This window comes from Micromonospora sp. DT53 (genome assembly GCF_049841535.1).
Taxonomy (GTDB): Bacteria; Actinomycetota; Actinomycetes; order Mycobacteriales; family Micromonosporaceae; genus Micromonospora.
In genome coordinates, this window is record NZ_JBNCKM010000002.1 from 428,562 (window position 1) to 452,771 (window position 24,210).

Genomic DNA, 24,210 nt, shown 5'->3' on the forward strand with positions numbered 1-24,210 from the left:
GACGGGTCGCCCGGAGTCGCACGGGTGGACTAACCTGGATGTCGCTGACGGTTGTCAACCAGAACGACGGGGATGTTGCCATGGCCGGGCGTACGGAAGTCGACCTGTTGTCCCTTGAGGACTTCCACGAGCACCTGGCGTCGCGGTTGAGCCAGGCCGAGTCGGTGCTGCGCAAGCTCAACACCGAGATGCAGTGCCGGCCTCCGGCCTTGGGCTCGTTCCTCGACGCCACCGACAACGCGCGTCGCTACAGCGAGGTCCACCAGTCCTATGTCGACCAGGCCGAACGGATCCGACAGGCGGTGCTGGCGGCACAGCAGGCGACCAGCACGATCCTGAGCAACTACCGCACCGCCGAGGCGCGTAACGCGGCAAACGCCGACGATGTCACCGCCGCGCTGACCCCTGTCGACCGGGCGTTGCAGCCGAAGGAGGACGGGCGTGTCTGAATACACCCAGCGCTACCAGGGCAACACCCACCAGCAGCTGTACGACGGTCTGATGGCGGGCAAGCCGGAGCAGGTCGAGGGCGTGGCCACCCAGTGGGCCGAGCTCAAGGGCATTCTCGACGGCCTCGGCCGGGATCTGAGCGGCGACCTCGACAAGCTCAGCAACACCTGGACGGGTTCGGCAGGTCGGGAGTTCCATCGGCGACTCAGCCTGATCGTCGCCCACACCGACGCGTTGGGCGAAGGGATGGCCGGCATCAAGCAGGGGTTGACCATGATGGCCGACCATCTGCGCGCCGCCCACAAGGAAGCCGAGAGCCCTGAGGAGACCGACGACAACGACAAGGCGATCGGCGGTGCGATCAAGGGTGGCGCCATCTTCGGTCTGACCGGTCTGATCGCCGGGGGCATCGCGGGTCACCAGCAGGACAAGGCAGAGCAGGAGAAGGCCCACCAGCGGATGGTGAACCTGGTGGCCGATCTGGCCAGCAGCTACGACATCTCCGCCTACGACCGGGTGGTCGACCCGCCCCCGCCGGATCCGGATACTCCGACCACCGCCAGCAAGGACCCGACGAAGCCGCAGAGCGTCTCGGCCATCGCCCGGGTGACCGGCGGCCCCAACACCGGCGCTGACACCGCGCGCACCGGTGACGCGACCATCTCGACGCCCGACCGCGCTGCCCAACTGCCCGGTGATGGTGCGACTCCCGACGAGGTCGGCTCGGGCCCCGGTGGCGACCCGGCCGTCGTCACCGGCCCGGTCGGCGCTGGCAGCGGTCTCGTCGGCGGCGGCACCTCCCTCGCCGGGGCTGAGCAACTGGTCGGCGGCGCGTTGGTCGGCGGGGGTGTTGCCGGGTTGGCCGGCCTGTCCGGGCCGGCCGGCGCGCCCACCGGGGCGAGCACCGGCCCCGGCCTGCTGTACGCAGGGCAGGGCGGGGCACCGGCCGGCGGGGTGCTGCGCAGCGGCGCGCTCGCGGGCTCGGGTGGCACGGCCCCCACCTCGGCTCGGCCGACCGGCGGTGGTGCGGCGGCGGCGGAGAGCCGCGCCGCCAGCGGGGTCGGGCGCAGCATCGACGGCCAGCGCGGTGGCAGCGGTGGGCGCGCGGCCGTGACCGGTGGCAACGCCCGGCCGGGCTCCGGGGGCGGCCGTCCCGGGGTGCTCGGCGGGCACGGTCGCGCACAGGACGACGACTCCGACGAGCGAATGACCTGGTTGACCGAGGACGAGATGGTGTGGCAGGGCGACGACAAGCCCGCGCCCCCGGTGCTCGGCACCGGCGACTGACCACTGTCGGTCGCCGGCGGGCCTGCCCCACTGGCGGTGCCACCCAGACGATGCGCGGTGCCCCCGATCGGACCTGGTCCGGCCGGGGGCACCACCGTTCTCGGGCCCCGGTCGGCGGCGTCCACAGTGCGCGTGGTGGTGGCGGTCACGCCGGCTCGGCCCGTCGCCGTGCTGCGGTACGCCAGGACGGGCGATAGGTTGGTCGGGTGTCGTCCGCAGTGTTTGCCCGCCCAGCCCGGTGGGCTGTGCTGCGGTCACTGCGGGAACTGACCCGCCTGGCGGTCACCGTGCTGGTGCTCGCGGTCGGCCTCGGTGCCGCCCTCGCCGCGACCCCACCGCCCGTCCCCACGCAGCTGCGGCCCAGTGCCGTGAGCAGCCGGGTGGCGAGTGTCCGCCCCGACGCCGGCCCGGCCGTCGCGCGGGCCGGCCAGCCCGCGGTCGCCCCGCCGGCTGACACGCTCGACACCGCCACGGCCGATACCGCCACGGCGACCGGTCCGGTCGCGGCGGGCCTGGCGCACGTCCCGGCCATCGATCCCGGCCGTGGCACTCCTACGCGACGCGGCCCGCCCGCCCGCTGAGCCAGGCCCGGCGATCCCCGGGGCCCGATCCCGGCTGATCCCGTGCGGCACCTGAGTGTGCCGTCGACGGGACGACCCCGCCACCGGGCCGACCGGTGCTGCCGCGCCTTCCTGCCGCCCGTCGATACCCGCCTTCGACCGCGAGGTGCTGATCATGCAAACCATCCTCTCCGCCGTCCTGCCCGACCTCTCCCGGGCCGCCGCCATCTGGCTGAGCCTGCTCGGGGTGGTCGCCGTCGCCGTCTCCGCTCTCCTGCTGCGACCCGGCCGGTTCCGCTTCGACCCGGGCGCCCGGATCCGCCGCGCGGCCATGCCGAGCCAACTTGAGCAGGCGCAGGAGGAGCGGGAGCAGAGCCGCTACGCGCAGGAGGTCGCGGTGGCCGCGGAGCGGGCGACCACCACCGTGCGACGCCGCCGGGCGGAGTGGGAGGCCGCGCAGGAGGAGGTCGAGACGGCCTGGCTGGCGTACGAGGCGGCCGAGGCTGGCGTGCGGCGGCTGGACGGGGCGGCCGCGATGCCGCTGCCGCACACCGCACGGACCCCCGCCGAGTACGCGGACCGCGAGCGCTACCTGCACCGGGCCGCGCTGGATGCGTACTGGCGGCGGGAGTTGTCGGTGGAGCAGCTCAGCGACGTCTTCGCGCACCGCGACGGTTGGGACCCGCGACTGCACCCGGTCGAGCAGGAGTTGGTGCTCCAGCGGGCGATCCGGGACAACCTGGCGGCCAAGCACGCCGCGGCCCGCGAGCGGGAGCAGGCGGCGTGGCGGGCGGCAGAGTTGGCGGTGGCCGCGGCTCGCAGTCTGCGCGAGGAGGCGTACGCCGCGACCGGACGACGGGTCGCCGAGTCCGCGTCGGTGCTGCCGCTCAGCGAGGTCGCCCGACCGTTGGGCGCGCAGACCCGGGAGAACGTCGAGCAGACCCGGGAGAACAAGGTGACGGCTCGCGGGCGTGCGACGGTGCCGGCGTTCTGAGCCGCGCGGGGTCGGGTGGGTTAGCGTGACGGCATGTCCCGACAGGCGTGGGTCCTCGTGGTGGTCGCCGGCATCCTGGCGCTCGCCACACTTGTCGGTGCCGTGGTGCTGGCGGTGCGGGTGGTGCGTACGCGGCGGATGCTGACCGGGCTCGGCGCGGGCGGCAAGGTGGCCTTCTACGGGGCGCTGATCTACACGATCTTCCCGGTCGACGTGCTGCCGGACCCGATCTACCTGGACGACATGGGGGTCCTGGCCGCCGCGTTGATCTACCTGACCCGGCTGGTGCACAAACGTCGGGCGGCAGGTCGGCAGCTGCCCGGTCAGCCGGACGCCCTGTCTGATCGGGACCGGGCGCGCCGCGTGCCATGATCGAGGCCGGTTCGGCGAACAGGGGACGGGTATGGCGGGCGATCATCGGTTGGCTGTGCACGATGACCGTGTTGTCGCCTTCTGCGCAGAACGGCACCTCGCGACGCTGACCACCCTTCGCGCGGACGGCACCCCGCACGTCGTACCGGTCGGCGTGACCCTCGACCCGGCGGCCGGGCTGGCCCGGGTCATCACCTCCGGCGCGTCCAGCAAGGCCCGTCAGGTGGCGGCGGCCGGCGATGCGGGCGCGCCGGTGGCCGTGTGCCACGTGGATGGCCGCCGCTGGTTGACGATCGAGGGTCGCGCGGTGCTGCGGACGGATCCGGCCGCCGTGGCGGAGGCGGAGCGGCGCTACGCCGAGCGGTATCGGACACCGCGCCCGAATCCGGAGCGGGTGGTCATTGAGATCACCGTGACCAGGCTGCTGGGGAGCCTCTGAGCTGACCCGCGTGTCCCCGATGTCCGGTTCGGGCCGGGGCATGGTTGCCGCACGCCCCCGGTGCCCGCGGCCGGCGGAATTCTCGGTGCGGCAGACCGGTTACGCCCTCGGTACGCCCAGGGCCGAGACCACCGACGGTCGGCCCCCGTGTTGCGCCGAGCGCCATTCCCGGTGCTGCCGCCCTCCGCTGGCCGGAGGCGCCAACCCCCCGAACGGAGACTCGACCATGAACCCGATCGTCCAGAAGAGCGGTCTGTCCGTCGTCGGCCTGCTGGTCGCCGGCGGTTGCGCCCTCGGCCCGGCGGTGGCCGCGCAGGCCGCCGCCCCGGTGCAGGCCGCCCCGGCCTCGACGAACCAGAACGACCGCCACGCCGAACGGATTCTCGGCGTCGACTACCAGGCCCAGCCGAACTTCTACTACTGCGGCCCGGCCGCCACCCGGATCGCGTTGTCCGCCCAGGGCAAGGCGCTCTCCCAGGACGAGGTGGCCCAACTGCTCGGCACCACCGAGGCGGGTACCCCCTCGGCCCTGGACACCACCCGGGTGCTGAACCAGCTGACCGGCGGCAAGTACCGGACCACCGAGATCCGTGACGCGGTGGCCCGCCCCGACCAGGTCGAGCAGCTGCGGCGCGACGTGCTGGCCGCGGTCGACGCGGGACGGCCGGTGGTGGCCAACATCAAGGGCACGACCGTGGACACCGACGGCAACCCGCACTCGTACGAGGGCGGCCACTACCTGACCCTCGTCGGCTACCGCGACGGTGGTGACATGATCCGGGTCGCCGACCCGGCCGACCCGGCGTTGGGCGAGTACTGGATGAGCCTGCCGAAGGTCGCCAACTGGATCGCCGAGCGCGGCTACTCCTCCTGACCCTGACGGTTCACCGGGCCGGCCTCTCCCGTGCGGGGAGGCCGGCCCGACCGTCGTTACGGGTCCGGGCGGCGAGGTGCGCACGTCGACGGGCACGGGCAGCCCGCGTTGGTCGGGCTCGGTGCAGGTGTCGCCGGACCGGCGGGTGGATCTCCGCTTCCCCGGCACCGGTTGCCCGGCGCACGATCCGATTCGCGTCGTCGGGTTCAGAACCGGCCGCCCGGAGCAGATCACTTGCCGCGGTGCGCAGTCCGGTGACGAGGGATTCACCGAACGAGCTGACCCCGCTCGCGAAGGCCTGCCCGGCCAACTCGGCGCATTCCTCGACCAACCGGCGGGTCCGCTGGGGGTCGTCACCGACCTTGCACTCGGAACGCATCACCACCACCGCCTGACCCAACCGGGCCATCGCGTCCGGCAGCTCCGGCGGAATCGGCTCGTCGTACTGCAGGGCGGTGGTCGACCAGCGGGCCATGGCACGAGTGTCCAACAGCAACCGCTCCAGGTGGTCCGCGCTGCGGGCGTACCTGTGGTACTGCTGCCGGCGGTGCCAGCGCGCCGGAGCGATCGTCACCACCTCCTCGGCCCCGCTGAGCGCATCGTGCAGCCGGCTCAGGTCGCCGTCGGTGCCCCGGAGCCGCTCCAGGACTTTCAGGGTCCGGTCGCCGTCGCGCTCGCGCATCGCCTGCGCCAGCTCGGCGAGTTGCTCGCAGAGGATCGCGAAGATCGGAGCCGCGGCCCGGTCCAGCACTCGCAGCGGGTTGATCGGCAGCAACAGCGCGACCACCACCAGGCCGACCGCCCCACCGACGAGCGCGTCGAAGATCCGGGGCAACTCCAGGCCACGTTCCATCGGGGCCAGCGTCGCGATCAGCACCGCGGTACCGCCGGCCTGACCGACAAGCGGACCACCCTTTCCGGCCACCAGCAGCGCGGCGGCGATGGCCAGCGCGACCACCGTGCCGGTCTGCCACGGGCCCGAGCCCAGCAGGAAGCGCAGCGTGTCGCCGATGATGATGCCCAGGCCGACGCCGCCCAGCAGCTCGAAGGTGCGCCGGGCGCGCTGGCCGATGGCGGTGGCGATCGTGCCGACGGCGGCGGCGGGAGCGAAGACGTGCGACCCGGGGCCGAGCAGGTTCTTGGCGAGCAGGGCGGCGATCGCCGCGGCCAACCCGGCCTGGACGGAGATCACCAGGGTGACCTCCCACTGCCGGGCCCGGATCCGGCCGGCCTGCCCGCCACGGTGCCGCGCCTGCCGAACCTGCCGAACCGTCCGCTCGGCGGTCTCATCGAGCCGCGACTGATCACGGTCGGCGGGTGGGCGGTCGTCGGCCATGGGGGCGGTTACCCCGGCGACGGCAGGGCAATCGCGGCAGGGTCGGCCCCAGCGGCACCGGCACCACCACTGCCACCACCGAACGCATCGGCACCCTTGGGTTTGTGCAGCCCCGTGGGGGTACCAGAGCCACACACCTCCCACCGATCCGCAACCGGTAAGGGGCCGTGACATGACCAACCCATCAACCGCCGACGACCACGATGCCGTCGACATCCTGGTCTCCGATCATCGCAAGATCGAGGCAGTCCTCGTCGAGCTGGCGACCCGGCAGGGCACCCCCGAGCACCGCCGGCACCTCGTCGACGTGGTGATCGCCGAACTCGTCCGCCATTCGGTGGCCGAGGAGGCGTACGTCTATCCGATCGCCCGCAAGGCACTGCCCGACGGCGACGAGATCGCCGACCGCGAGATAGCGGAGCACGCCGACGCCGAGCGGACCATGAAGGAGTTGGAGTCCGCCGACCCGTCCGACCCTCGCTTCGACGAGTTGCTCGCCGAGCTGACCAGCACCGTCCGGCACCACGTGGCGGACGAGGAGAAGGAGCTCTTTCCGCGGCTGCGCGCGGCGACGGCCCGGGAGGAGTTGGTCGAGGCTGCCGCCAGGGTGACGGCGATCAAGGAGATCGGGCCGACCCGGCCACATCCGGGGAGCCCGGAGCACCCGGTGGCGAACAGGCTGCTCGCCCCCGGCATCGGTCTGGTCGACCGTCTGCGCGACGCGTTGAGCGGCCGACCCACCTCGATGGACGAGCTACGCGACAGGCAACAGTTCTAATCCAATTCGCGAACATCCACCCGCGTCACGCCGGCCGACGTACGATCCGCGCGGGCGGCGGCCGGCGATTCGGGTGTCGGGGCACGACCGACCGGGTACCGACCTCGTCGAGATCGAGGAGGACCGACATGGCCGATGAGGACCCCGGACCGACAGGCGGCCCCGGGCCGCGCCAAACCTGGGCGGCGCTGCCCTGGCTGGTCCGAACCGCGGTGTTGTGGAGCGCCTGCCTGGTGGTGATCGCCGCCGGTCTCTACCTGCTGGGCCGGATCGCCGTCCTGTTGGCGCCGCTGGCCATCGCCCTGGCCGCCACCATTTTCCTCACCGCGCTACTCGACCCGGTCCTGCTTCTGTTGCGCCGGTTGCGCCTGCCGGCGGCGCTGGCCGCGCTCTGCACCGTCCTTCTGCTGCTCGGCATCCTGGTCGGCGTCGGCGCGCTGGTGTGGAACTTGACCGCCAGCCAGTTCGATCAGCTCAGCCAGGAGCTGACGCAGGGGGTTGAACGCAGCCGGGACTTCGTGACGTCCACGCTGCCGGTCAGCGAGGCACAGCTGGACAAGCTTGTCGACCAGGCCCGGGAGGGGCTCAGTGGCAGCTCTCCGGACCCGGTGGCCGGCGCCCGGACCGCCACCGAGGTGTTCGGCTCCGCACTGCTGTCTCTGGTGCTGCTCTTCTTCCTGCTCAAGGACGGCCGGTCGATGTGGCACTGGCTGCTGTCGCGGGTGTCCGGCCCGAACCAGCCCGTGCTGGCCGAGGCCGGCCGGAACGGTTGGCAGACGTTGGGCGCGTACAGCAGGGGCACCATGTTCATCGCCGCGATCGACGCGCTGGGCATCGGGCTGGCTCTCGTGGTGCTGCGGGTGCCACTCGCCCTGCCGCTGGCATTGATCACGTTCCTCGGCGGGTTCGTGCCGATCATCGGGGCGACGGTGGCCGGTGCCGTGGCGGTGCTGGTGGCGCTGGCCGCGAAGGGTCCCACCACCGCGCTGCTCACCCTCGCCGCGGTGATCGCCGTGCAGCAGATCGAGGGCAACCTGCTGGAGCCACTGGTCATGAAGCGGCAGGTCCGACTGCATCCAGCGGTGATCCTGGTGGCGGTCACCGCGGGCACGCTGATCGCGGGCATCGCTGGCGCCTTCGTCAGCGTCCCGATCACCGCCGTCCTCTGGCGGGTCATCGACACCGTCCAACAGCGCCGCGCGGCCTCGGCCCTCCTGCCCGCGGACTGATCACCGGCTGAGGTGCGTGGTGAACCAGGTGCCGGCCTGGTCGGCGACCTGCTCAAGGGTGCCGGGCTCCTCGAAGAGATGGGTGGCGCCGGGGATCACCCGTAGCTCGCCGACCTCACCCAACTCGGCCAGCGCCCGTTCGTTGAGCGTGATCACCTCTTCGTCCAGGCCGCCCACCAACAACAACGTCGGGGTACGCACCTGGGCCAGCGCGTTCCCGGCCAGGTCCGGCCGACCACCTCGGCTGACCACGGCAGCCACCCGATCGGCTCGGGATGTCACCGCGACCAGGGCGGCGGCAGCACCCGTACTGGCCCCGAACAGGCCGATCGGCACGTCACCGGCAGGACGCTCGACGGCGAGCCAGTCGACGATCCCGGCCAGCCGGCTGGCCAGCAGCCCGATGTCGAAGCGCAGTTCCGCGGTGCGCGCGTCCACCTCGTCCTCGGCCGGGGTGAGCAGATCCGCCAGCACCGTGGCGAGCCCACGGTCGTTAAGCGTCCGGGCCACCGCCACGTTGCGCGGGCTGTGCCGGGAACTGCCGCTGCCGTGCGCGAACAAAACCACGCCCACCGGCTGGGCGGGCAGCGTCAGGTCGGCGGGGAGCTGGGCGTCCCCGCTCGGAATCGTCACCGTGCGCTGCTCGTCCATACCCCACCTCCGCGTCCTCGCCGGTGCTCCGGGTACCCCGCCCGCCGCCCGGCACGCACGCCGCGGCGGCGTCACTCCGGACCGCGTGGGCACGCCGCCGGGCCGCGTTTGCCCGTCGGGGCGTCGGGTACGCGACGAACGACCGCAGACCGTGTCGGCGCAACCGCGCCCCGACGGATCGCGAGGATCGCCATGGCCAAGCAGCAGATTTCCCGGCAGCAGCAGCTGACCGAGCAGGCCCAGCGTGAACAGGACGCCGAGCGCAACCAAGACTTCGGGGACCAGGATTTCGGGGACCAGGCCGCTTCGGCCCGGCTGCCCGACGATCCGAAGGCGGCGACGCCCCGGGACGCGATCGGGCGTCCGTCGACAGGCGAGCCGGTCTGACCCACCGGGACTGAACGACAGGCGTGGGCGGGCGGGGCGGGAACTCCCGCCCCGCCCGTCACTGTTCGCGTTCGGGCAACCGCAGCAGTGGAGAACGGCCCGGTGGCTGCTCGGGCAGCGGGCCGGACGGCTCGGCCGGCGGCACCGGCACCGTCACCGGCTCGTCGCAGGTCACCCGCAGCACCTGGTCGTGGTGGCGCAGCTCCACCGCGTCGTCCGGGCCGCCGTGGCGCAGCGAGTACGTCGTCTGGTGCGGCCGGACGTCCACCCGCAGCGCCAGCCCGCGCCACTGGAGCGAGAACTCCAACCGGCTGAGTCGGCTGGAGAGCCGGGGGGCGAAGGACAGCTCGCCGTCGTGGTCCCGTAGACCACCGAACCCGCTGACCAGGGCGAGCCACGCGCCCGCCAACGACGCCATGTGTACGCCGTCACGGGTGTTCTCGTTGAGGTCGTGCAGGTCCATGAGGGCGGCCTCACGCAGGTAGGTGTGCGCGAGTTCCGGATGGCCCACCTCGGCGGCGAGCACCGACTGGGTGCAGGCCGACAACGACGAGTCGCGTACGGTGCGGCGCTCGTAGTAGAGGAAGTTGCGCACCTTCTCCTCGGGCGTGAAGGCGTCCCCCCGCCAGTGCATGGCGAGGACCAGGTCGGCCTGCTTCACCACCTGCTTGCGGTACAACTCGAAGTACGGGTAGTGCAGCAGCAACGGGTACTTCTCGGCCGGTGTGTGGGTGAAGTCCCATTCCTGGAGTCGGGTGAAGCCCTCCACCTGCTGGTGGACCTCGAGCTCCTCGTCGTACGGCACGTGCATGGAGGTGGCGGCGTCCCGCCAGCTCGCGGCCTCCTCGTCGGTGACCCCGAGGTGGAACGCCTCGTCGCGGTAACGCATGACGACGTCGGCGGCGGCGAGCAGGTTCCGCTGTGCCATCAGATTGGTGTAGATGTTGTCGTTCTTCACTGCGGTGTACTCGTCCGGGCCGGTGACACCATCGATGTGGAACTGCCCGTGCCGGTCGTGGTGGCCGATGGAGCGCCACAGCCGGGCGGTCTCCACCAGCAGCTCCAGCCCGATCTCCCGCTCCATCTGGGTGTCCCCGGTGACCATCACGTAGCGGCGCACGGCGTCGGCGATGTCGGCGGCGATGTGGAAGGCCGCCGTGCCGGCCGGCCAGTATCCGGATGATTCCGGGCCCTCGATGGTCCGCCAGGGGAAGGCGGCGCCCCGCAGGTTGAGCGTCTCGGCGCGTTCCCGCGCCGAGTCCAGCGTGCTGTGCCGCCACTGCAACGCGCTGCGCACAGCGCTCGGCTGGGTGTAGGTGAGCACCGGCAGGACGAACATCTCGGTGTCCCAGAAGGCGTGGCCGTCGTAGCCGGGGCCGGTCAGCCCCTTCGCCGAGATCGGCCGCTGCTCGGCGCGGGCGCCGGCCTGCAACACGTGGAAGAGACCGAACCGGACCGCCTGCTGCACCTCCGGGTCGCCATCGACAAGCACGTCGGAGGCGTCCCAGAACGCGTCGAGGTAGTTGCGCTGCTCCCGGTGCAGGCCGTCCCACCCGTCGAGCCGGGCGCCGGCCAGTGCCGCGCCGACCTGGTCGCGCAGCGCCGGCAGGGACCGACGGCTCGACCAGCTGTACGTCAGATACTTGACCACCCGCAGCTTCTCGCCGGGCTTGAGCACGCACGCGATGGTGGTACGCACCCAGTCCTGGTACCCCTCGGACTCGATTGTGGTGTGGTCCGGGCCGTGCACCTCGTGCTCCATGGCCGCGGCGACCCGCAGACCGGAGACCTTGGTGCGGTGGATCAGCTGGCCGCCGTCGGGGGTGGTCAGCTCCTCCTCGGCCTGCAGCGGCGACTCCAGGACCGCCGCGACGCGGGGGTCCTTGCTCTGCGCGGGCAGCGACTCGTTGGCCACCAACTCGGACTGCACGATCAGCCGCAGCGGGCGGTCGACGGCCTCCACCTCGTAGCTGATCGCGGCCACCGACCGCTGGGTGAACGAGACGAGGCGGGTGCTGCGGACCTTTACCTCGCGGCCGGCGGGCGAGCGCCAGTGCAGCTCCCGGTGCAGCGTGCCGGCCCGCAGGTCGAGGATCCGCTCGTGGGCGAGCAGCTCTCCGTAGCGCACGTCGAGCGGTTCGTCGTCGACAAGCAGCCGCATCAGTTTGCCGTTTGTGACGTTGACGATGGTCTGCCCGGACTCGGGGAAGCCGTAGCCCGCCTCCGCGTACGGCAGTGGACGCAACTCGTAGAACGAGTTGAGGTAGGTGCCGGGCAGGCCGTGCGGCTCGCCCTCGTCGAGGTTGCCGCGCAGGCCGATGTGCCCGTTGGAGAGCGCGAAGACCGACTCGGACTGGGCCAGCACGTCCATGTCCAGCCGGGTCTCCCGGACGTGCCAGGGCTCGACCGGATAGGCGCGCTCGCGGATCATGCGGAGCCTCGTTCGGCGGCGAGCGGGTCGGTCGCGGTGCGGGTCGGTGTCGGCGGGTCGGCGTCGTCGAGCAGGTCGGCGAGGTCCTTCACCACGATGTCGGCGCCGTGGGCGAGCAGCTCGTCGGCCTGCCCGACCCGGTCGACGCCGACCACGTAACCGAAGCCGCCGGCGCGACCGGCGGCCACTCCGGAGAGCGCGTCCTCGAAGACGGCGGCCTGTGTCGGGTCGACGCCGAGCAGCCTGGCCCCGGCGAGGAAGGTGTCGGGGTGTGGTTTGCCGCGCAGCCCTTCGGCGCGGGCGACCAGCCCGTCGACCCGGGCCTCCAGCAGCGGCTCGAACCCGGCGGCGGCGACCACCTCGCCCCCGTTCGCGCTCGCGGTGACCACGGCTCGGCGGAGCCCGGCGGCGGTCGCCGCCTTCAGGTACCGCACCGAGCCGGGGTAGACCTCGACGCCTGCGGTTCGCAGACGGTGCAGCAGCAGGACGTTCTTGCGGTTACCCAGGCCGTTGACGGTCTCGGCCTCCGGCGGGTCGTCCGGGCTGCCTTCGGGCAGCACGATCCCGCGGGAGGCGAGGAACGTCCGGACCCCGTCGGCCCGGGGCCGGCCGTCGACGTAGCGGTTGTAGTCCGGGCCCGGATCGAACGGTTGGAACGGCTCGCCGGAGACCGTGGCGCGCTGACGAAGAAACTCGTCGAACGTCTGCGCCCAGGCGGCGTTGTGTACGCGGGCGGTTTGCGTCAGCACACCGTCCAGATCGAAGAGACAGGCGGTCACATGAGCAGGTAGGCCCAGCACGGTACGAATCTATCCATCCTGCTGGGCCCGCAAACCCATTTCCGCCGCCCGAGGCGGTTCAGTTCGGTCGCAGTGTCCAGATCACGGTCATCTCGGCTGTCGATTTGCCGTCCTCGGTGGCGATCTGCACCGCGACCGGGAATTCCGGGCGCTGACCGGCCTCCAACTCCTCGATCACCTCGACTGCCGGCCGGCCGAGTCGCGCGGTGGCCAGCACCGGACCCATGGCGAGTTTCCGGTAGGCGATCTCGGCCCGGACGGCCAGCGGCACGGCCCGGTCGAGCAGCTGCCCGAAGGCGGCCAGCACGACAGCGCCGGAGGCCGTCTCGCCGAGGGTGAAGATGGCGCCGGCGTGCGGTCCGCCGATGTGGTTGTGGGTGGCGGGTGAGTCGGGCAGCCGGACGACTGCCCGTACGCCGCCCTCCGCCTCGGGCGCCACCTCGACGAACTCGAGACCGAGCGTACGAGCGAACGGCACCGCTTCCAGCATCCCGGCCGCCACCTGGCGGGAGTCGATAGTCATGGCCTGACGTTACTCACCGGTAATCAGGCCGGCAACCAGCGACTCCCGCTGGCGGGGCCACGCTCAGAGGTTGGCGATGGTGCGCAGGATCTCCGCGTAGAAGTTGCCGTCGATGCTGCGGAAGAAGGCGAAGTCCTGGCCCGGGTCGCCGAAGAACGGGCGCAGCGTCCAGGCCAGTTGGGTGCCGACGAACCCGAAGAGCAGGATCCAGATGTAGAGCAGCGTCATGCTGGCCGGCCGCTGGGTCGGCTCGCCGCGTCGGGCGGTCCGGCCGTCCCAAGGGCGTTGCGGGGGATAGCCGGGCGGGAACGAGGCACCGGCCGGCTGCCCGGCCCACTGGGTCGGAACCTGGGCCGGAGCCGGCGCGGTCGTCACGGCGCCGTTCGGCGTCGACTCGGCCACCGCCGCTCCGGCCGGCACGGCGACCGGTTCGGCGCTCTGACCGGCGGCCGGCGCGGCGGCCGGCGTCGCCCCGACGGGCACCGCGGCCGGCACGGCCTGGACCGGCGCCTGGGCGCCTACCTGCTCGCCGACCTTGGCGTTGGCGGCCTCCGGCGCGAGCAGGCCGTGGTCGTTGAGCACCTGCATCCCGCTGGTCAGGAACCGCAACCCGACAAGCGCCGACAGGGTCAGGATCGCCACGTTGAGCAGCTTGAAGAACCCGTAGTCGTTGGCGGTGATCAGGAAGAAGAGGCTGATCGGCGCGAACGCCACCGCGAGCATCGAGGTGACCGTGATCGCCACCATCACCAGCGCCAACGACTGCCGCACCGAGAGCCGGGCGCCGAAGACCAGGTTGAACAGGTAGAGCGTGGGCAGGCAGATGGCCAGCGTGACCAGGAACAGCAGTGGCAGCTTCAGCGCCGAGGTCAGCGCCATCAGCGGGCTGTGGAAGAAGCCCAGCACCGCCCCGTAGCAGGCCAACGCGATGGCAGAGCTGGTCAGCATCCGCCCGGTCAGGCCGTTGAGGTCACGCTCGGCCACGATCTGCTGCCAGATGCCCTCGCGATCCCGCAGGATGCGCTCGATGACGAGCGGGCTGGGACGGTCACCCGACACGGGTGCACCCCTCTCGGTGGTCTTTCACAGTGGACTGGGTGGGCAGACGGTAGGACACCGAATGGCGAGCCCGCCACCCCGCCCCGGCGCGTCGTCAGCGCCAACCCACGTCGATCCGGTCGCCACGCTCGTCGAAGAAGTGCAGCGCGTCCATCCGCACCGAGACGGCGAGCGGATGACCGGCGCTGACCGACGGGTACGGCGCCAGCCGCACCGCCAGCTCCGCCGGGCGTCGATGGTGCCGGCCCGGATCGGGGAGCACGCTGGTCTGGACGCCGCTGACCGGGGGCTCCTGCGCCTCCACCGGCTTGCCGGTGAGCCGCTGCATCACCGAGCCGAACCGGCGCAGGCCGCGCTGGCCGACCGGCGGCGGTTCGAGCGGCGCGCCCATCTCGTCGACCATGATCGCGGTCGCGCCGATGTCGAGGAACGCCAACGACTCGTGCCCGTGGTGCTCCAGGTAGCGGATCCGCCCGCGCAGCACGTCGCCGGGGCTGTCCGGTGCGACCGGGGTGAGCGCCTCGGCCCGCATGCCGACCACGATCCGCTCACCGTGGTAGTGCGCCACCGCCCGACTGCGAATGTCGTTCCAGGGCAGGTAGAGCGACTGGTCACCGAGGTTGAGGGTGACGTACCGGTCGAGGTGGACGTAGACCGACGCCTCCAGCAGGTTCATCCGTGGGCTGCCCAGGAACGCCGCCACGTAGAGCGTCGCGGGCCGGCCGTACACCTGGGTTGGTGTGCCCACGTCCTGGAGCACGCCGCGGCGCATGATGGCCACCCGGTCGGCCATGGTGAGCGCCTCGGCCTGGTCGTGCGTGACGTAGACGGTGGTGACGCCCAACTCCCGGGTCAGGCCCGAGATCTCCGCGCGCAGCTCGGCCCGGAGACCGCTGTCCAGGTTGGACAGCGGCTCGTCCATCAGGAACAGGCCGGGCCGGCGGACGATCGCCCGGCCCATCGCCACCCGCTGGCGTTGCCCGCCGGAGAGCTGACCCGGCTTGCGGGCCAGCACGTCACCGATGCCCAGCGCGCTGGCCACGTCACTGACCCGCTCGCCCCTCGGCTCGGGCTCGATCCCGGCCAGCCGCAGCGGAAACGCGATGTTGTCGCCGACGGTCATGTGCGGGTAGAGGGCGAAGTCCTGGAAGACCATGGCGATCTTGCGATCCCGTGGTGGGAGGTCGTTCGCCAACTCCCCGTCGAGCATGACCGCACCGGTGCTCGGGTCCTCCAAGCCGGCGATCATTCGCAGCACTGTCGACTTGCCGCACCCGGACGGCCCAAGCAGCACCATGAACTCGCCGTCGTTGACATCGAGATTGATGCTGTCGACGGCGACCGTGCCATCCCGGAAAATCTTGGTCACATCCTTGAGCGTGACGGTGCTCACCGTCTTCCCCCTCAGCGCGTCAGCCGAACCCCACAAGACTGTGACCAGGATCATGGCTTTGTGACATCGGGTAAACGTCTCATGTTCGATCGGTGTCACTGCTATTAACCGACAGAAATCCGATCAACAGCGCGTCGACCGCTCGCCCTGCTCCCCGAGGAACACCCGACGCACCACCCGCTCCGCCGCCCGCCCGTCGTCCATCGTGCAGAACCGGGCCCGGAAGTGCTCACGGGCCTTCGCCGCCGCGTCCGAGCGCACGGCGTCGGTACGGAACAGGTCGAGCAGATCGGCGAAAGTGGAGGCCACCGCGCCCGGCGGTTCGGCCGTGACGTCGAAGTAGACCCCCCGGGCCAGCCGGTACGCCTCCCAGTCCGGGGTGTAGAGCACGATCGGCCGGTCCAGCACCGCATAGTCGAACATCGCCGACGAGTAGTCGGTGACCAACACGTCCGCCACCAGGTAGAGATCCTCCACCCGCTGGTGGCCGCTGACGTCACGAACCCGCTCCCAGTCCTTCGGTTGGCCGGGACGTCGATCACGGTCGTGGAAGTAGTGGCTGCGCATCAGCAACCGGCCCGAGTCACCGAGCGCCTGGACGAACCGGTCCGGATCGAACGGCGGCCGGTAGCCGGGCAGGTGCTCGCGGTGCGTCGGGGCGTACAGGACGACAGGCTCGTCGGGGTCCAGGCCGAACTCCGCGCGGAGGCGACGCACCTCGTCTGGGCCGGCGGTGACCAGGCGGTCGTTGCGTGGGTACCCGACCTCCAGTGTGGTGTACGTGGCCGGGTACGCCCGGTCCCACATCTGGGTGGAGAAGCTGTTGGCGCTGACGCTGTAGTCCCAGCGGTCCACCCGGCGCAACAGCCCGGCGAAGTCCATCCGGCCCGCGCCGATCGGGTAGCGCTGCTGGTCCAGCCCCATCACCTTGACCGGCGTGCCGTGGTGGGTCTGCACGTGCACCTGTTCCGGTCGCTTGCGGACGAAGTCCGGGAAGTTGACGTTGTTGACCAGCCACCGGGCGCGGGCGAGCACCCGGTAGTACGGCGGCGTGCCGGCCACCACGTACTCCACCCCGGCCGGCACGGTGTCCACCCGGTCCCGGCGCACCACCCACACCCCGCGCACCTCCGGCGCCAACCGGCGGGCGACCTCGTAGATGGCCGCCGGGTTGCAGGAGTATCCCCGGTACCAGTACGCGGCGTACACCGCGAGCGTCGGGTCGACCGGCCGCCGCAACTCGGCCCGGTAGTACTCGCGCAGCAGCCCGTCACGGGTCAGCCGGGCACCCCGCCGGGCGACCGGACCGACCTTGCGCCGAGCGGTGCGGGCCCGCCGGCGGGCGGCGTCGCGTGCCCGGCTGGCGGCCCGCAACGCGCTGAAGGTGCGCCACCGCCCGGACGCGACGAGCTTGTGCTTGATTCCCTCGACCCCGTCCGGCACCGGATAACCGCCGGACGGCAGCCAACGCTCGTAGTCGGCGGTGATCTGCGCGAAGAACGCCTCCCGCAGCTCCGGCGCGATCCGCTGACCGTTGCCGAGCACGGTCAGGTAGTGCCAGATCATCCGTTCGAAGACCGCCGGCCGCAGGGCCTCCGTCGCCGGCCCCCACGAATCCATCAGGTGGAAGACCCGGTGCCACTGCGGGAAGACCTCGAAGTGCCTGTCACCACGGGTCCGGGTGATCGCGCCGGCACGGCGTTGCCGGTAGTTGACGCAGACCCGGTCCAGTACGCCGATCCGGTGCGCCGCCATCAGCACCGGGTAGCTGAACGAGACGTCCTCGTACCAGCCGGGCGCGAAGCGCAGCCCCAGGTCGACGAGGAACTCCCGACGGACCAGCCGGTTCCACGCGGTGTGCAGCAGGTGCATCGCCTGCGGCCGGTCCCGCAACCGGAAGGTGCCCGGGCCCGGGGCCTCCGGAAACACCTCGGCCATCGCGCTGCGGGTGGCTGTGTCGTTCCAGTGGGCGCGGACGTGGTCGACAAGCAGCACGTCCGGGCGGGTGACCCGCAACCGCTCGGCGACCTCGGTCAGGCACTCCGGAGCCAGCCAGTCGTCACCGTCGAGGAACCACACGTACTCGCCGACGGCCCGGTCCAGCCCGATGTTCCGGGCCGGACCGAGGCCGACGTTCTCCGCCAGCCGGACCGAGCGGACCCGCTGGTCGCGGGCCGCGTACTCGTCGATGATGTCGCCGCTGGCGTCCGGCGAGCAGTCGTCGACGGCGATCACCTCGAAGTCGGTCTCCGGCTGGCCGAGGATGGAGTCCAGGCACTCCCGCAGGTATCCCTGCACCCGGAAGGCCGGCACCACGAAGCTGATCAGGGTCATCCGGCCGTCCCTCCGTCAGCGCGGCGCGGCACCTCCAGCGCTCGCCGGCGCCACCGACGCCCGCGTGCTACGGGCCGGTCGCACGAACCAGGCCAGGACGGCGCTCACCACGAATACCACCAGAAGGTACGCACCGAGTGTAGCCAAACCGATACCCGCAATTCCGGCGATCGCCGCGAGGGCCAACAGGACCGAACGCCCCTCCCAACCCAGCGTCGCCGCGTGCAGAGGCGGTGCCGCCTGCCGCTTCTCCAGCCGGGCGGTCAGGTCGTAGTGGTGCACGGTGAGCACGAAGACGTACCCGAAGATCAGCCAGCCGGGCGCCGCGCCGACCACCCCGACCGCGATGGCGAACAGGTACTCGGCGGCCCGCAACGCGGCGGGCACCAGCCAGTCCAGCGGGCCGTTGTGCGCCGCTCCGGCGCCCAGCCCACCGACGAGCAGCACCAGCAGCGCCACCGGCACCGCCCAGCGCAGCCCCTCGGGCGCGTCACTGAGCAACGCCCCGACCAGTAGCACCGCCGGGCCGAGCGCGGCGACCACCGCCAGGGTCAGCGGCCCCATCGGGCGGACCACAGGCAACCAGCGGGCCAACGGCCCGTCGTCGCGGTGCAGTGTGGCATCGACCGTGTCCAGCACCGGCACCCACATCCAGCGGGCCCGCAGCGTCCGCAGAGCCCCGGTGTACGCGAACGCCAGCACACCCCAGACCAGCACGGCGATCAGGCTGACCAGCGGGTTGAACAGCGCCACGGTCACCGCGATCAGCGCCCACCGCTCACCGATCGGGAAGACCACTGTCCGCTTCAGCCAGTACGACACCGACCCGGTGTCCGCCTGCACCCGGGTCGACGCCGCGTTGAGCCGGTCACCGATCCCGCCGCTGGCGTTCGTCGCCGTACGCGGCCGACGGGCCGCCTCGTCGTGCAGCACCCCGTACCAGGTGTCGGTCATGTGCCGGACGGTCTGCAAGGTCATCGCGGCGATCGCGAGCGCCCACCCGTTGCCCAGCCCGGCGTGGCTCACCCCGAAGCCCAGCCCGGCGTAGACCAGGTACTCCTTGGCCCGGTCCGCCATCGTGTCCAGCCAGCCACCCCAGGCGCTGAAGTGCCGGGTGTAGCGGGCCAGTTGGCCGTCCACGCAGTCCAGCACGAAGCCGAGGTAGAGCAGCACCGCGCCACCGACAAGCGCCTGTCGCCCACCGACCCCGAACAGCACCGCCGCGCCCAACGCGAAGAGCACCGAGATCACCGTCACCCCGGTCGGGGTGAGCCGGAGCCGGGCCGAGAGCCGGACCACGTGCGGCGACCAGGTGCTGACGAAGTAGGTGGAGAAGAAGTCGTCCTTCTCCTTCACCGACAGCCGCAGCTCGGCCCGGTCCTCGTCGACAGCGGTCACCGCCGCCTCGGCAGCGGTCAGCCCGGCCGTGTCCTCGACCCGGTGGGCGACGAGCAGGCGTACCCGCTGGGCGAAGATCAGGGTGCCGAGCGCCGCGAGGCCCGCGAAGAGCCGGTCCACGGCGGACCCGGGGCCGCCGGCCGCGACCGACCCCCCAGACCCAGACCCGGCGGTCGCCGGCAGTGGCGCCACGTCGCCGGACGGGCCGATCGGGGCGGCGACGGGCAGCAGCCCGGACGCGGCGGCCCGGGCGGCGGCCGCGAGGGTCGGCAGGTCCTCCACGCCGACCCGCAGCGCGCCGCCGAACACGCCTGTGGCGTCCCCGTCGAGGGCGTCCAACGCGCCGGCGTCGACCACCTGGCCGCGTTCCTCCCGCACCGCGGTCCGACCCGGCACCGGCGGGTCGCCGAGCACCAGCGCCACCGTGGGCCCCACCGGGCTGGTGGCCAGGTGCCGCAGTACGGCGGTGTGCGCGACCAGGTCCGTGCCGGTGATCAGCACCGGCGCGGTCGCGGTGGCGACCAGGTCGGTCAACTCGTCGAGGTTGGCGGCGAAACGCACCTCGTCCGCCCCGGCCTGGCGCAACTGGGCGGCCAGGCGGTCGGCCAGTGGCTCGCCGGTCGCCGTGGTCAGGCCCGCCGCGGGCCTCCCGGCGGCGAGCACGATCGCGAGCGTCACCGCGGGACCGCGGCGTGGTACGCGTCGAGCGCCTCGGCGATGGTGCCGTCGAGCGTCAACCGGCCCGCGTCGAGGTACAACCCCCGACGGCAGAACCGGGTCAGGTCCTTTTCGTTGTGTGACACCAGCACCAGCGTGCGCCCCTCCCCGAGCAGACGATCAATCGTCGCGTAACACTTCTTACGGAACTCCGCGTCCCCGACCGCGGTCACCTCGTCCATCAGCAGGATCGGGTGCGGCAGGTGCGAGATGATCGCGAAGCCCAACCGCACCTTCATCCCCGACGAGTAGTGCCGCACGGACGTGTCGATGGCCCGTTCCACCTGCTCACCGGCGAACTCGACGATGTCGTCGAAGTGCCGCTTCAGGTAACTCGTCGACAGTCCGTGCAGCCCACCGACCAGGTGCAGGTTCTCCCGCCCGGTCAGGTCGTTGGAGAAACCGGCGGACAACTCCAGCAACGGCGCCACCGCGCCGTGCACCCGGATGCCGCCCTCATCCGGAATGAGCACCCCGGCGATCAGCCGCAGCAGGGTGCTCTTGCCGGTGCCGTTGCGTCCGATCACCCCGACCGTCTCACCGGGCTGCACGGTGAACGACACGTCCCGCAGCGGCCAGAACTGGCCGGGCAGCGCGCCCCGGGCGCCCCGGTGGATGAACAACTCACGCAGCCGCAGCTGGCGGCGGCGGTTGCGGACGAACCGGATGCCCAGGCCGTCGGCCTCGATGATCGGCGCGGCCACGTCACAGCTCCTTGAGCACGGCGGGCTCCAACCGGCGGAACGACCACCAACCGGCGGCCAGCACCAGCAGGCTGCCGACGATCGTGGTGGCGAGCAGCCGGGCGTCCGGGAACTCGTCCGGGTACCAGATCGCGTGGTGCAGCTGGAAGATCCCGACCAGCGGGTTCAGCTCGTAGACCACCTTCAACCAGCCAGGCAGGCCGGACTCCCGGACCAGGCTGAACGGATAGATGATCGGCGTGGCGTAGAAGAGCACCCGGATGATCAGCCGCATCAACCGTTCCACGTCGCGCATCAGCACGTTCCACGCCGACAACAGCAGGGCGAGCCCGGTCAACAGGACGGCCTGGATGGCCACCGCCAGCGGCAGGGAGAGCAGCGACCAGCCGGGGTGGATCCGACCGTGCACCGCGTAGATCACCGCGATGGCGATCAGGATCGGCAGGCCCGCCGCGTACTCGGCGAACCGGCCGGTGACCCGGCCGATCGGAAAGACCTGACGCGGCACGTTCATCGTGGTGATCAGCCGGGACTGGCCGGTCAGCGCGTTCGTCGCCTCGCTCAGCGCCGAACTGGTCCACATCCAGGCGAAGATGCCGGTGATCAGGAACAACGGGTACGACTCGGCCGCCTCACCGAGGTGCCGACCGGTGTCCCGGGAGTAGAGCACCCCGAAGACGAACCAGTAGATGGCGCCCATGCCGAGCGGCTCGATCAACGACCAGAAGTAGCCAAGCACCGACTGCTGGTACTTGACCGCCAGATCCCGCCTGACCAGGATGCGCAGCGAGTTGCGGTGCGACCACAAAGCCGCGACGCCAGAGGTCACCGCAGCCTCCCGCCTCCTGAAACGGACGACAGGTTAGCAGTCGGTGAACGATTGCCCCGAATCGACCGGACTCAGCACTCGATCACGTTGACGGCCAGACCGCCACGCGCCGTCTCCTTGTACTTGACCTTCATGTCGGCGCCCGTCTCTCGCATGGTCTTGATGACCTTGTCCAGCGACACCTTGTGCACACCGTCGCCGCGCAGCGCCAGCCGGGCGGCCGTGATCGCCTTGATGCTAGCCACCGCGTTCCGCTCGATGCAGGGGATCTGCACCAGGCCACCCACCGGGTCACAGGTCAACCCGAGGTTGTGCTCCATCCCGATCTCGGCCGCGTTCTCCACCTGCTCGGGGGTGCCACCGAGCGCCTCGGCCAACCCCGCCGCCGCCATCGAGCACGCCGAACCGACCTCGCCCTGGCAGCCCACCTCGGCACCCGAGATCGACGCGTTCTCCTTGAACAGCACACCTATCGCGCCCGCCGTCAGCAGGAACCGCACCACGCCCTCGTCATCGGCGCCCGGCACGAACCGGGTGTAGTAGTGCAGCACCGCCGGAATGATCCCGGCCGCCCCGTTGGTCGGCGCGGTGACCACCCGGCCACCCGCCGCGTTCTCCTCGTTGACCGCGAGCGCGAACAGCGTCACCCAGTCCATCGCGTGCAGCGGGTCGGCCGTCCCGACCTCCGCCTCCAGGCCGCGCCGCAGCTCCGCCGCGCGCCGCCGGACCTTCAACCCCCCAGGGAGTACGCCGTCCCGCTCGCAGCCGCGCTGCACGCACTCCCGCATCACCCGCCAGATCTCCAGCAGACCGGCCCGGATGTCCGCCTCGCTGCGCCAGGACCGCTCGTTGGCCAGCATCACCTCGCTGATCGACAGACCGGTGCGGGTGGTGACGTCGAGCAGCTGCGCCCCGGTCAGGAACGGGTACCGCACCACTGTGCTGTCCGGCTTGATCCGGTCCGCGCCGGCCGCCGCCTCGTCCACCACGAACCCGCCACCGACGGAGTAGTAGGTGCGGCTGCGCAACTCGGCACCGGCCCCGTCGTACGCCACGAAGGTCATCCCGTTCGGGTGGTACGGCAACGACCGGCGGCGGTGCAGCGTCAGGTCCCGATCCGGGTCGAAGTCGATCTCGTGCGCGTCCAGGATGTTGATCCGCCGCTCGGCCCGGATCCGCTCGACGCGAGGACCGACGGTGTCCGTGTCGACAGTCTCCGGCGACTCACCGGCCAACCCCAGCAGCACCGCCCGGTCACTGCCGTGGCCGTGCCCGGTCGCACCCAGCGAGCCGAACAACTCGGCCTGCACCCGCGCCGTGTCGGTGAGCAGCCCGTCGGCCTTGAGCCCGCCGACGAACGTACGCGCGGCCCGCATCGGCCCCACCGTGTGCGAGCTGGACGGCCCGATACCGACGCTGAAGAGGTCGAAAACACTGATCATGGCTGCGCTTCCTCGCCGTCGTCCCGGCGTACGGGACCCGGCCGGGTCGTGACCACCGGTCTGGCGGCCCCGCTCGTGACCGTCCGGGGTATGGGTGCCGGCCCTCCGGGGTGTGGAAGGCCGATCAGCCAGCCTACCCGCCCAGCTCACCGCCCACCCGGTCCGGGACGTGAACACCCGACCACCGTCTCCCGCCCGCCCGTTCGCCGCCCGGTACCGCCCCGCTCACCCCACTCGCCCCGCCGCCCGCTCGCATGCTCGCTCGCCCCGCAAGATCGTGCTGGATCCAGGATGTAGTGGTGTTCGCTCGCCTTGATGCCACTACAACCAGGATCGAGCATGATCTCCGTCTGGCTCGGCGGACGCGGCAGTGCGGGAGACAGGCAGCGCGCGGGCGAGGGCGGGCGAGGGCGGGCGAGGGCGGGCGGCGCGCGGGCGAGGGCGGGCGGCGCGCGGGCGAGGGCGGGGCGAGGGCGGCGCTCGAGGGGCGGTTCGGGGAGGCGTCAGCGGGGTGCTGCCCGGGTAAAGCACCTACGGGTCCACGGGTCGCCGCTCATCCTCGGGACCGAGGGCGAGGTGGTCATCCCTTTCTACCGTGGATTGCAGACGCGGCGCACCGCCGCAGAGTGGGAGTACGACGATGAGTCGCAAACTGGTCCGGCCCCGCGAGGGGCGCATGATCGCCGGTGTCTGCGCCGGCCTCGGACGGCGGTTCGGCATGTCGGCCGGAATGGTCCGGCTGCTGTTCCTGCTGTCGCTGCTGCTGCCCGGCACGCAGGTGATCGTCTACCTGATCCTGTGGGTGCTGATGCCGAACGAGGACCGCTACCTGGCCTCCACCGGCCGCTGACCCGCCCCGCACACCTGACGTAATCGCAGATCTTGGACAGTTTCCGTCAGCTGCTGACTGTGCTGCTGACGGAAACTGTCCAAGATCGCTTGGTCCGCCACCACGACGATGCCTCATATCCGGCGAATCGGCCGCGCGCCCCAGCAGCGGACCTCCGGACCCCTCGGCTGCCGTTCCTCACGTCCCTTCCGCGCGCACCCACCCCTCGTCCGGTCCACAGCGCCGGTTCCACCGAGGGCTCCTGGCCTCCACCGGCCGCTGACCCCCGGCCATGGCGCACCCCGGGGCGGCAACTTCAGGGATGTTGCTGCCTCCGGGGCGCTGGAGGCACCACCATCGCCGAAGTTGCGCGGATCTTGGGCAACGGCGCGGC

The 24,210-nt window shown here is 71.6% G+C and carries 23 protein-coding genes; 11 read left to right on the forward strand and 12 right to left on the reverse strand.

Translation table 11 applies throughout. The features are described 5' to 3' along the window. Positions 1-38 precede the first annotated feature (38 nt). The 7 genes from ACLQ3B_RS07820 (at position 39) to ACLQ3B_RS07850 (ending at position 4,976) form a co-directional block, all read left to right on the forward strand. A complete protein-coding gene (locus ACLQ3B_RS07820; protein WP_425778702.1) occupies positions 39-449 on the forward strand; it encodes a hypothetical protein in 411 nt (136 codons plus the stop codon). Continuing rightward, complete coding sequence (locus ACLQ3B_RS07825; protein WP_425778704.1) at positions 442-1,737, forward strand: WXG100 family type VII secretion target; 1,296 nt, start codon at positions 442-444, stop codon at positions 1,735-1,737. Before ACLQ3B_RS07820 ends, ACLQ3B_RS07825 begins: the two co-directional genes overlap by 8 nt. Positions 1,738-1,943: 206 nt before the next feature. After that, positions 1,944-2,318, forward strand: coding sequence for a hypothetical protein (locus ACLQ3B_RS07830; RefSeq protein ID WP_425778706.1), 375 nt, complete (start codon positions 1,944-1,946; stop codon positions 2,316-2,318). Between the two features lie 154 nt (positions 2,319-2,472). Beyond that, positions 2,473-3,291 (forward strand): hypothetical protein, encoded by an 819-nt coding sequence (locus tag ACLQ3B_RS07835; RefSeq protein ID WP_425778708.1) that lies wholly within the window; start codon positions 2,473-2,475, stop codon positions 3,289-3,291. 33 nt (positions 3,292-3,324) lie between these two features. After that, on the forward strand, positions 3,325-3,663 hold the full coding sequence (locus tag ACLQ3B_RS07840; protein WP_425778709.1) for a hypothetical protein: 339 nt from the start codon (positions 3,325-3,327) through the stop codon (positions 3,661-3,663). A gap of 31 nt (positions 3,664-3,694) precedes the next feature. Then, complete coding sequence (locus tag ACLQ3B_RS07845; protein ID WP_425778711.1) at positions 3,695-4,102, forward strand: pyridoxamine 5'-phosphate oxidase family protein; 408 nt, start codon at positions 3,695-3,697, stop codon at positions 4,100-4,102. Between the two features lie 226 nt (positions 4,103-4,328). After that, on the forward strand, positions 4,329-4,976 hold the full coding sequence (locus ACLQ3B_RS07850; RefSeq protein ID WP_425778713.1) for a C39 family peptidase: 648 nt from the start codon (positions 4,329-4,331) through the stop codon (positions 4,974-4,976). Positions 4,977-4,986: 10 nt separating this feature from the next. Here the strand turns inward: ACLQ3B_RS07850 and ACLQ3B_RS07855 are convergent, their stop codons facing one another. Then, positions 4,987-6,312: an FUSC family protein gene (locus tag ACLQ3B_RS07855; protein WP_425778715.1), complete on the reverse strand. Its 1,326-nt coding sequence runs from the start codon at positions 6,310-6,312 to the stop codon at positions 4,987-4,989. A 172-nt stretch (positions 6,313-6,484) separates the two neighbouring features. On the opposite strand from ACLQ3B_RS07855, the gene ACLQ3B_RS07860 reads away from it, so the two are divergent. Together ACLQ3B_RS07860 and ACLQ3B_RS07865 are read left to right on the forward strand one after the other, a co-directional pair. Next, a complete protein-coding gene (locus tag ACLQ3B_RS07860) occupies positions 6,485-7,090 on the forward strand; it encodes a hemerythrin domain-containing protein (protein WP_425778717.1) in 606 nt (201 codons plus the stop codon). Positions 7,091-7,218: 128 nt separating this feature from the next. Continuing rightward, the gene (locus ACLQ3B_RS07865) at positions 7,219-8,319 is read left to right on the forward strand and encodes an AI-2E family transporter (RefSeq protein ID WP_425778719.1); all 1,101 of its coding nucleotides are present in this window, start codon (positions 7,219-7,221) and stop codon (positions 8,317-8,319) included. Here ACLQ3B_RS07865 and ACLQ3B_RS07870 read toward each other — a convergent pair whose 3' ends face one another. Next, positions 8,320-8,970 (reverse strand): dienelactone hydrolase family protein, encoded by a 651-nt coding sequence (locus tag ACLQ3B_RS07870; RefSeq protein WP_425778721.1) that lies wholly within the window; start codon positions 8,968-8,970, stop codon positions 8,320-8,322. Positions 8,971-9,162: 192 nt separating this feature from the next. Between ACLQ3B_RS07870 and ACLQ3B_RS07875 the strand changes: the two genes are divergently transcribed. Next, positions 9,163-9,357 carry a hypothetical protein gene (locus tag ACLQ3B_RS07875; protein ID WP_124817091.1) on the forward strand — a complete coding sequence of 65 codons (195 nt, stop codon included), beginning with the start codon at positions 9,163-9,165 and terminating at the stop codon, positions 9,355-9,357. 58 nt (positions 9,358-9,415) lie between these two features. Here the strand turns inward: ACLQ3B_RS07875 and ACLQ3B_RS07880 are convergent, their stop codons facing one another. The 10 genes from ACLQ3B_RS07880 to ACLQ3B_RS07925 all read right to left on the reverse strand — a co-directional run bounded on the left by ACLQ3B_RS07880 (position 9,416) and on the right by ACLQ3B_RS07925 (position 22,987). Then, positions 9,416-11,788 (reverse strand): glycoside hydrolase family 65 protein, encoded by a 2,373-nt coding sequence (locus tag ACLQ3B_RS07880; protein WP_425778724.1) that lies wholly within the window; start codon positions 11,786-11,788, stop codon positions 9,416-9,418. Beyond that, a complete protein-coding gene (locus tag ACLQ3B_RS07885) occupies positions 11,785-12,588 on the reverse strand; it encodes a beta-phosphoglucomutase family hydrolase (RefSeq protein ID WP_425778726.1) in 804 nt (267 codons plus the stop codon). Before ACLQ3B_RS07885 ends, ACLQ3B_RS07880 begins: the two co-directional genes overlap by 4 nt. 58 nt (positions 12,589-12,646) lie before the next feature. Then, a complete protein-coding gene (locus ACLQ3B_RS07890) occupies positions 12,647-13,111 on the reverse strand; it encodes a DUF4442 domain-containing protein (RefSeq protein ID WP_425778728.1) in 465 nt (154 codons plus the stop codon). 63 nt (positions 13,112-13,174) lie between these two features. Beyond that, on the reverse strand, positions 13,175-14,170 hold the full coding sequence (locus ACLQ3B_RS07895; protein WP_425778730.1) for a hypothetical protein: 996 nt from the start codon (positions 14,168-14,170) through the stop codon (positions 13,175-13,177). Positions 14,171-14,264: 94 nt separating this feature from the next. Next, a complete protein-coding gene (locus tag ACLQ3B_RS07900) occupies positions 14,265-15,563 on the reverse strand; it encodes an ABC transporter ATP-binding protein (protein WP_425778732.1) in 1,299 nt (432 codons plus the stop codon). A gap of 123 nt (positions 15,564-15,686) precedes the next feature. Beyond that, positions 15,687-17,897, reverse strand: coding sequence for a bifunctional glycosyltransferase/CDP-glycerol:glycerophosphate glycerophosphotransferase (locus tag ACLQ3B_RS07905; RefSeq protein WP_425778733.1), 2,211 nt, complete (start codon positions 17,895-17,897; stop codon positions 15,687-15,689). A gap of 15 nt (positions 17,898-17,912) precedes the next feature. Then, a complete protein-coding gene (locus ACLQ3B_RS07910) occupies positions 17,913-19,973 on the reverse strand; it encodes a DUF5941 domain-containing protein (protein WP_425778735.1) in 2,061 nt (686 codons plus the stop codon). After that, a complete protein-coding gene (locus tag ACLQ3B_RS07915; protein WP_210820205.1) occupies positions 19,970-20,716 on the reverse strand; it encodes an ABC transporter ATP-binding protein in 747 nt (248 codons plus the stop codon). Before ACLQ3B_RS07915 ends, ACLQ3B_RS07910 begins: the two co-directional genes overlap by 4 nt. 1 nt (position 20,717) lies before the next feature. Next, positions 20,718-21,545 (reverse strand): ABC transporter permease, encoded by an 828-nt coding sequence (locus ACLQ3B_RS07920; protein ID WP_425778738.1) that lies wholly within the window; start codon positions 21,543-21,545, stop codon positions 20,718-20,720. Between the two features lie 71 nt (positions 21,546-21,616). Continuing rightward, positions 21,617-22,987, reverse strand: a complete 1,371-nt coding sequence (locus ACLQ3B_RS07925) for an L-serine ammonia-lyase (RefSeq protein WP_425778740.1) — start codon at positions 22,985-22,987, stop codon at positions 21,617-21,619. 640 nt (positions 22,988-23,627) lie between these two features. On the opposite strand from ACLQ3B_RS07925, the gene ACLQ3B_RS07930 reads away from it, so the two are divergent. After that, positions 23,628-23,837, forward strand: a complete 210-nt coding sequence (locus tag ACLQ3B_RS07930; RefSeq protein WP_425778742.1) for a PspC domain-containing protein — start codon at positions 23,628-23,630, stop codon at positions 23,835-23,837. Positions 23,838-24,210: the final 373 nt, after the last annotated feature.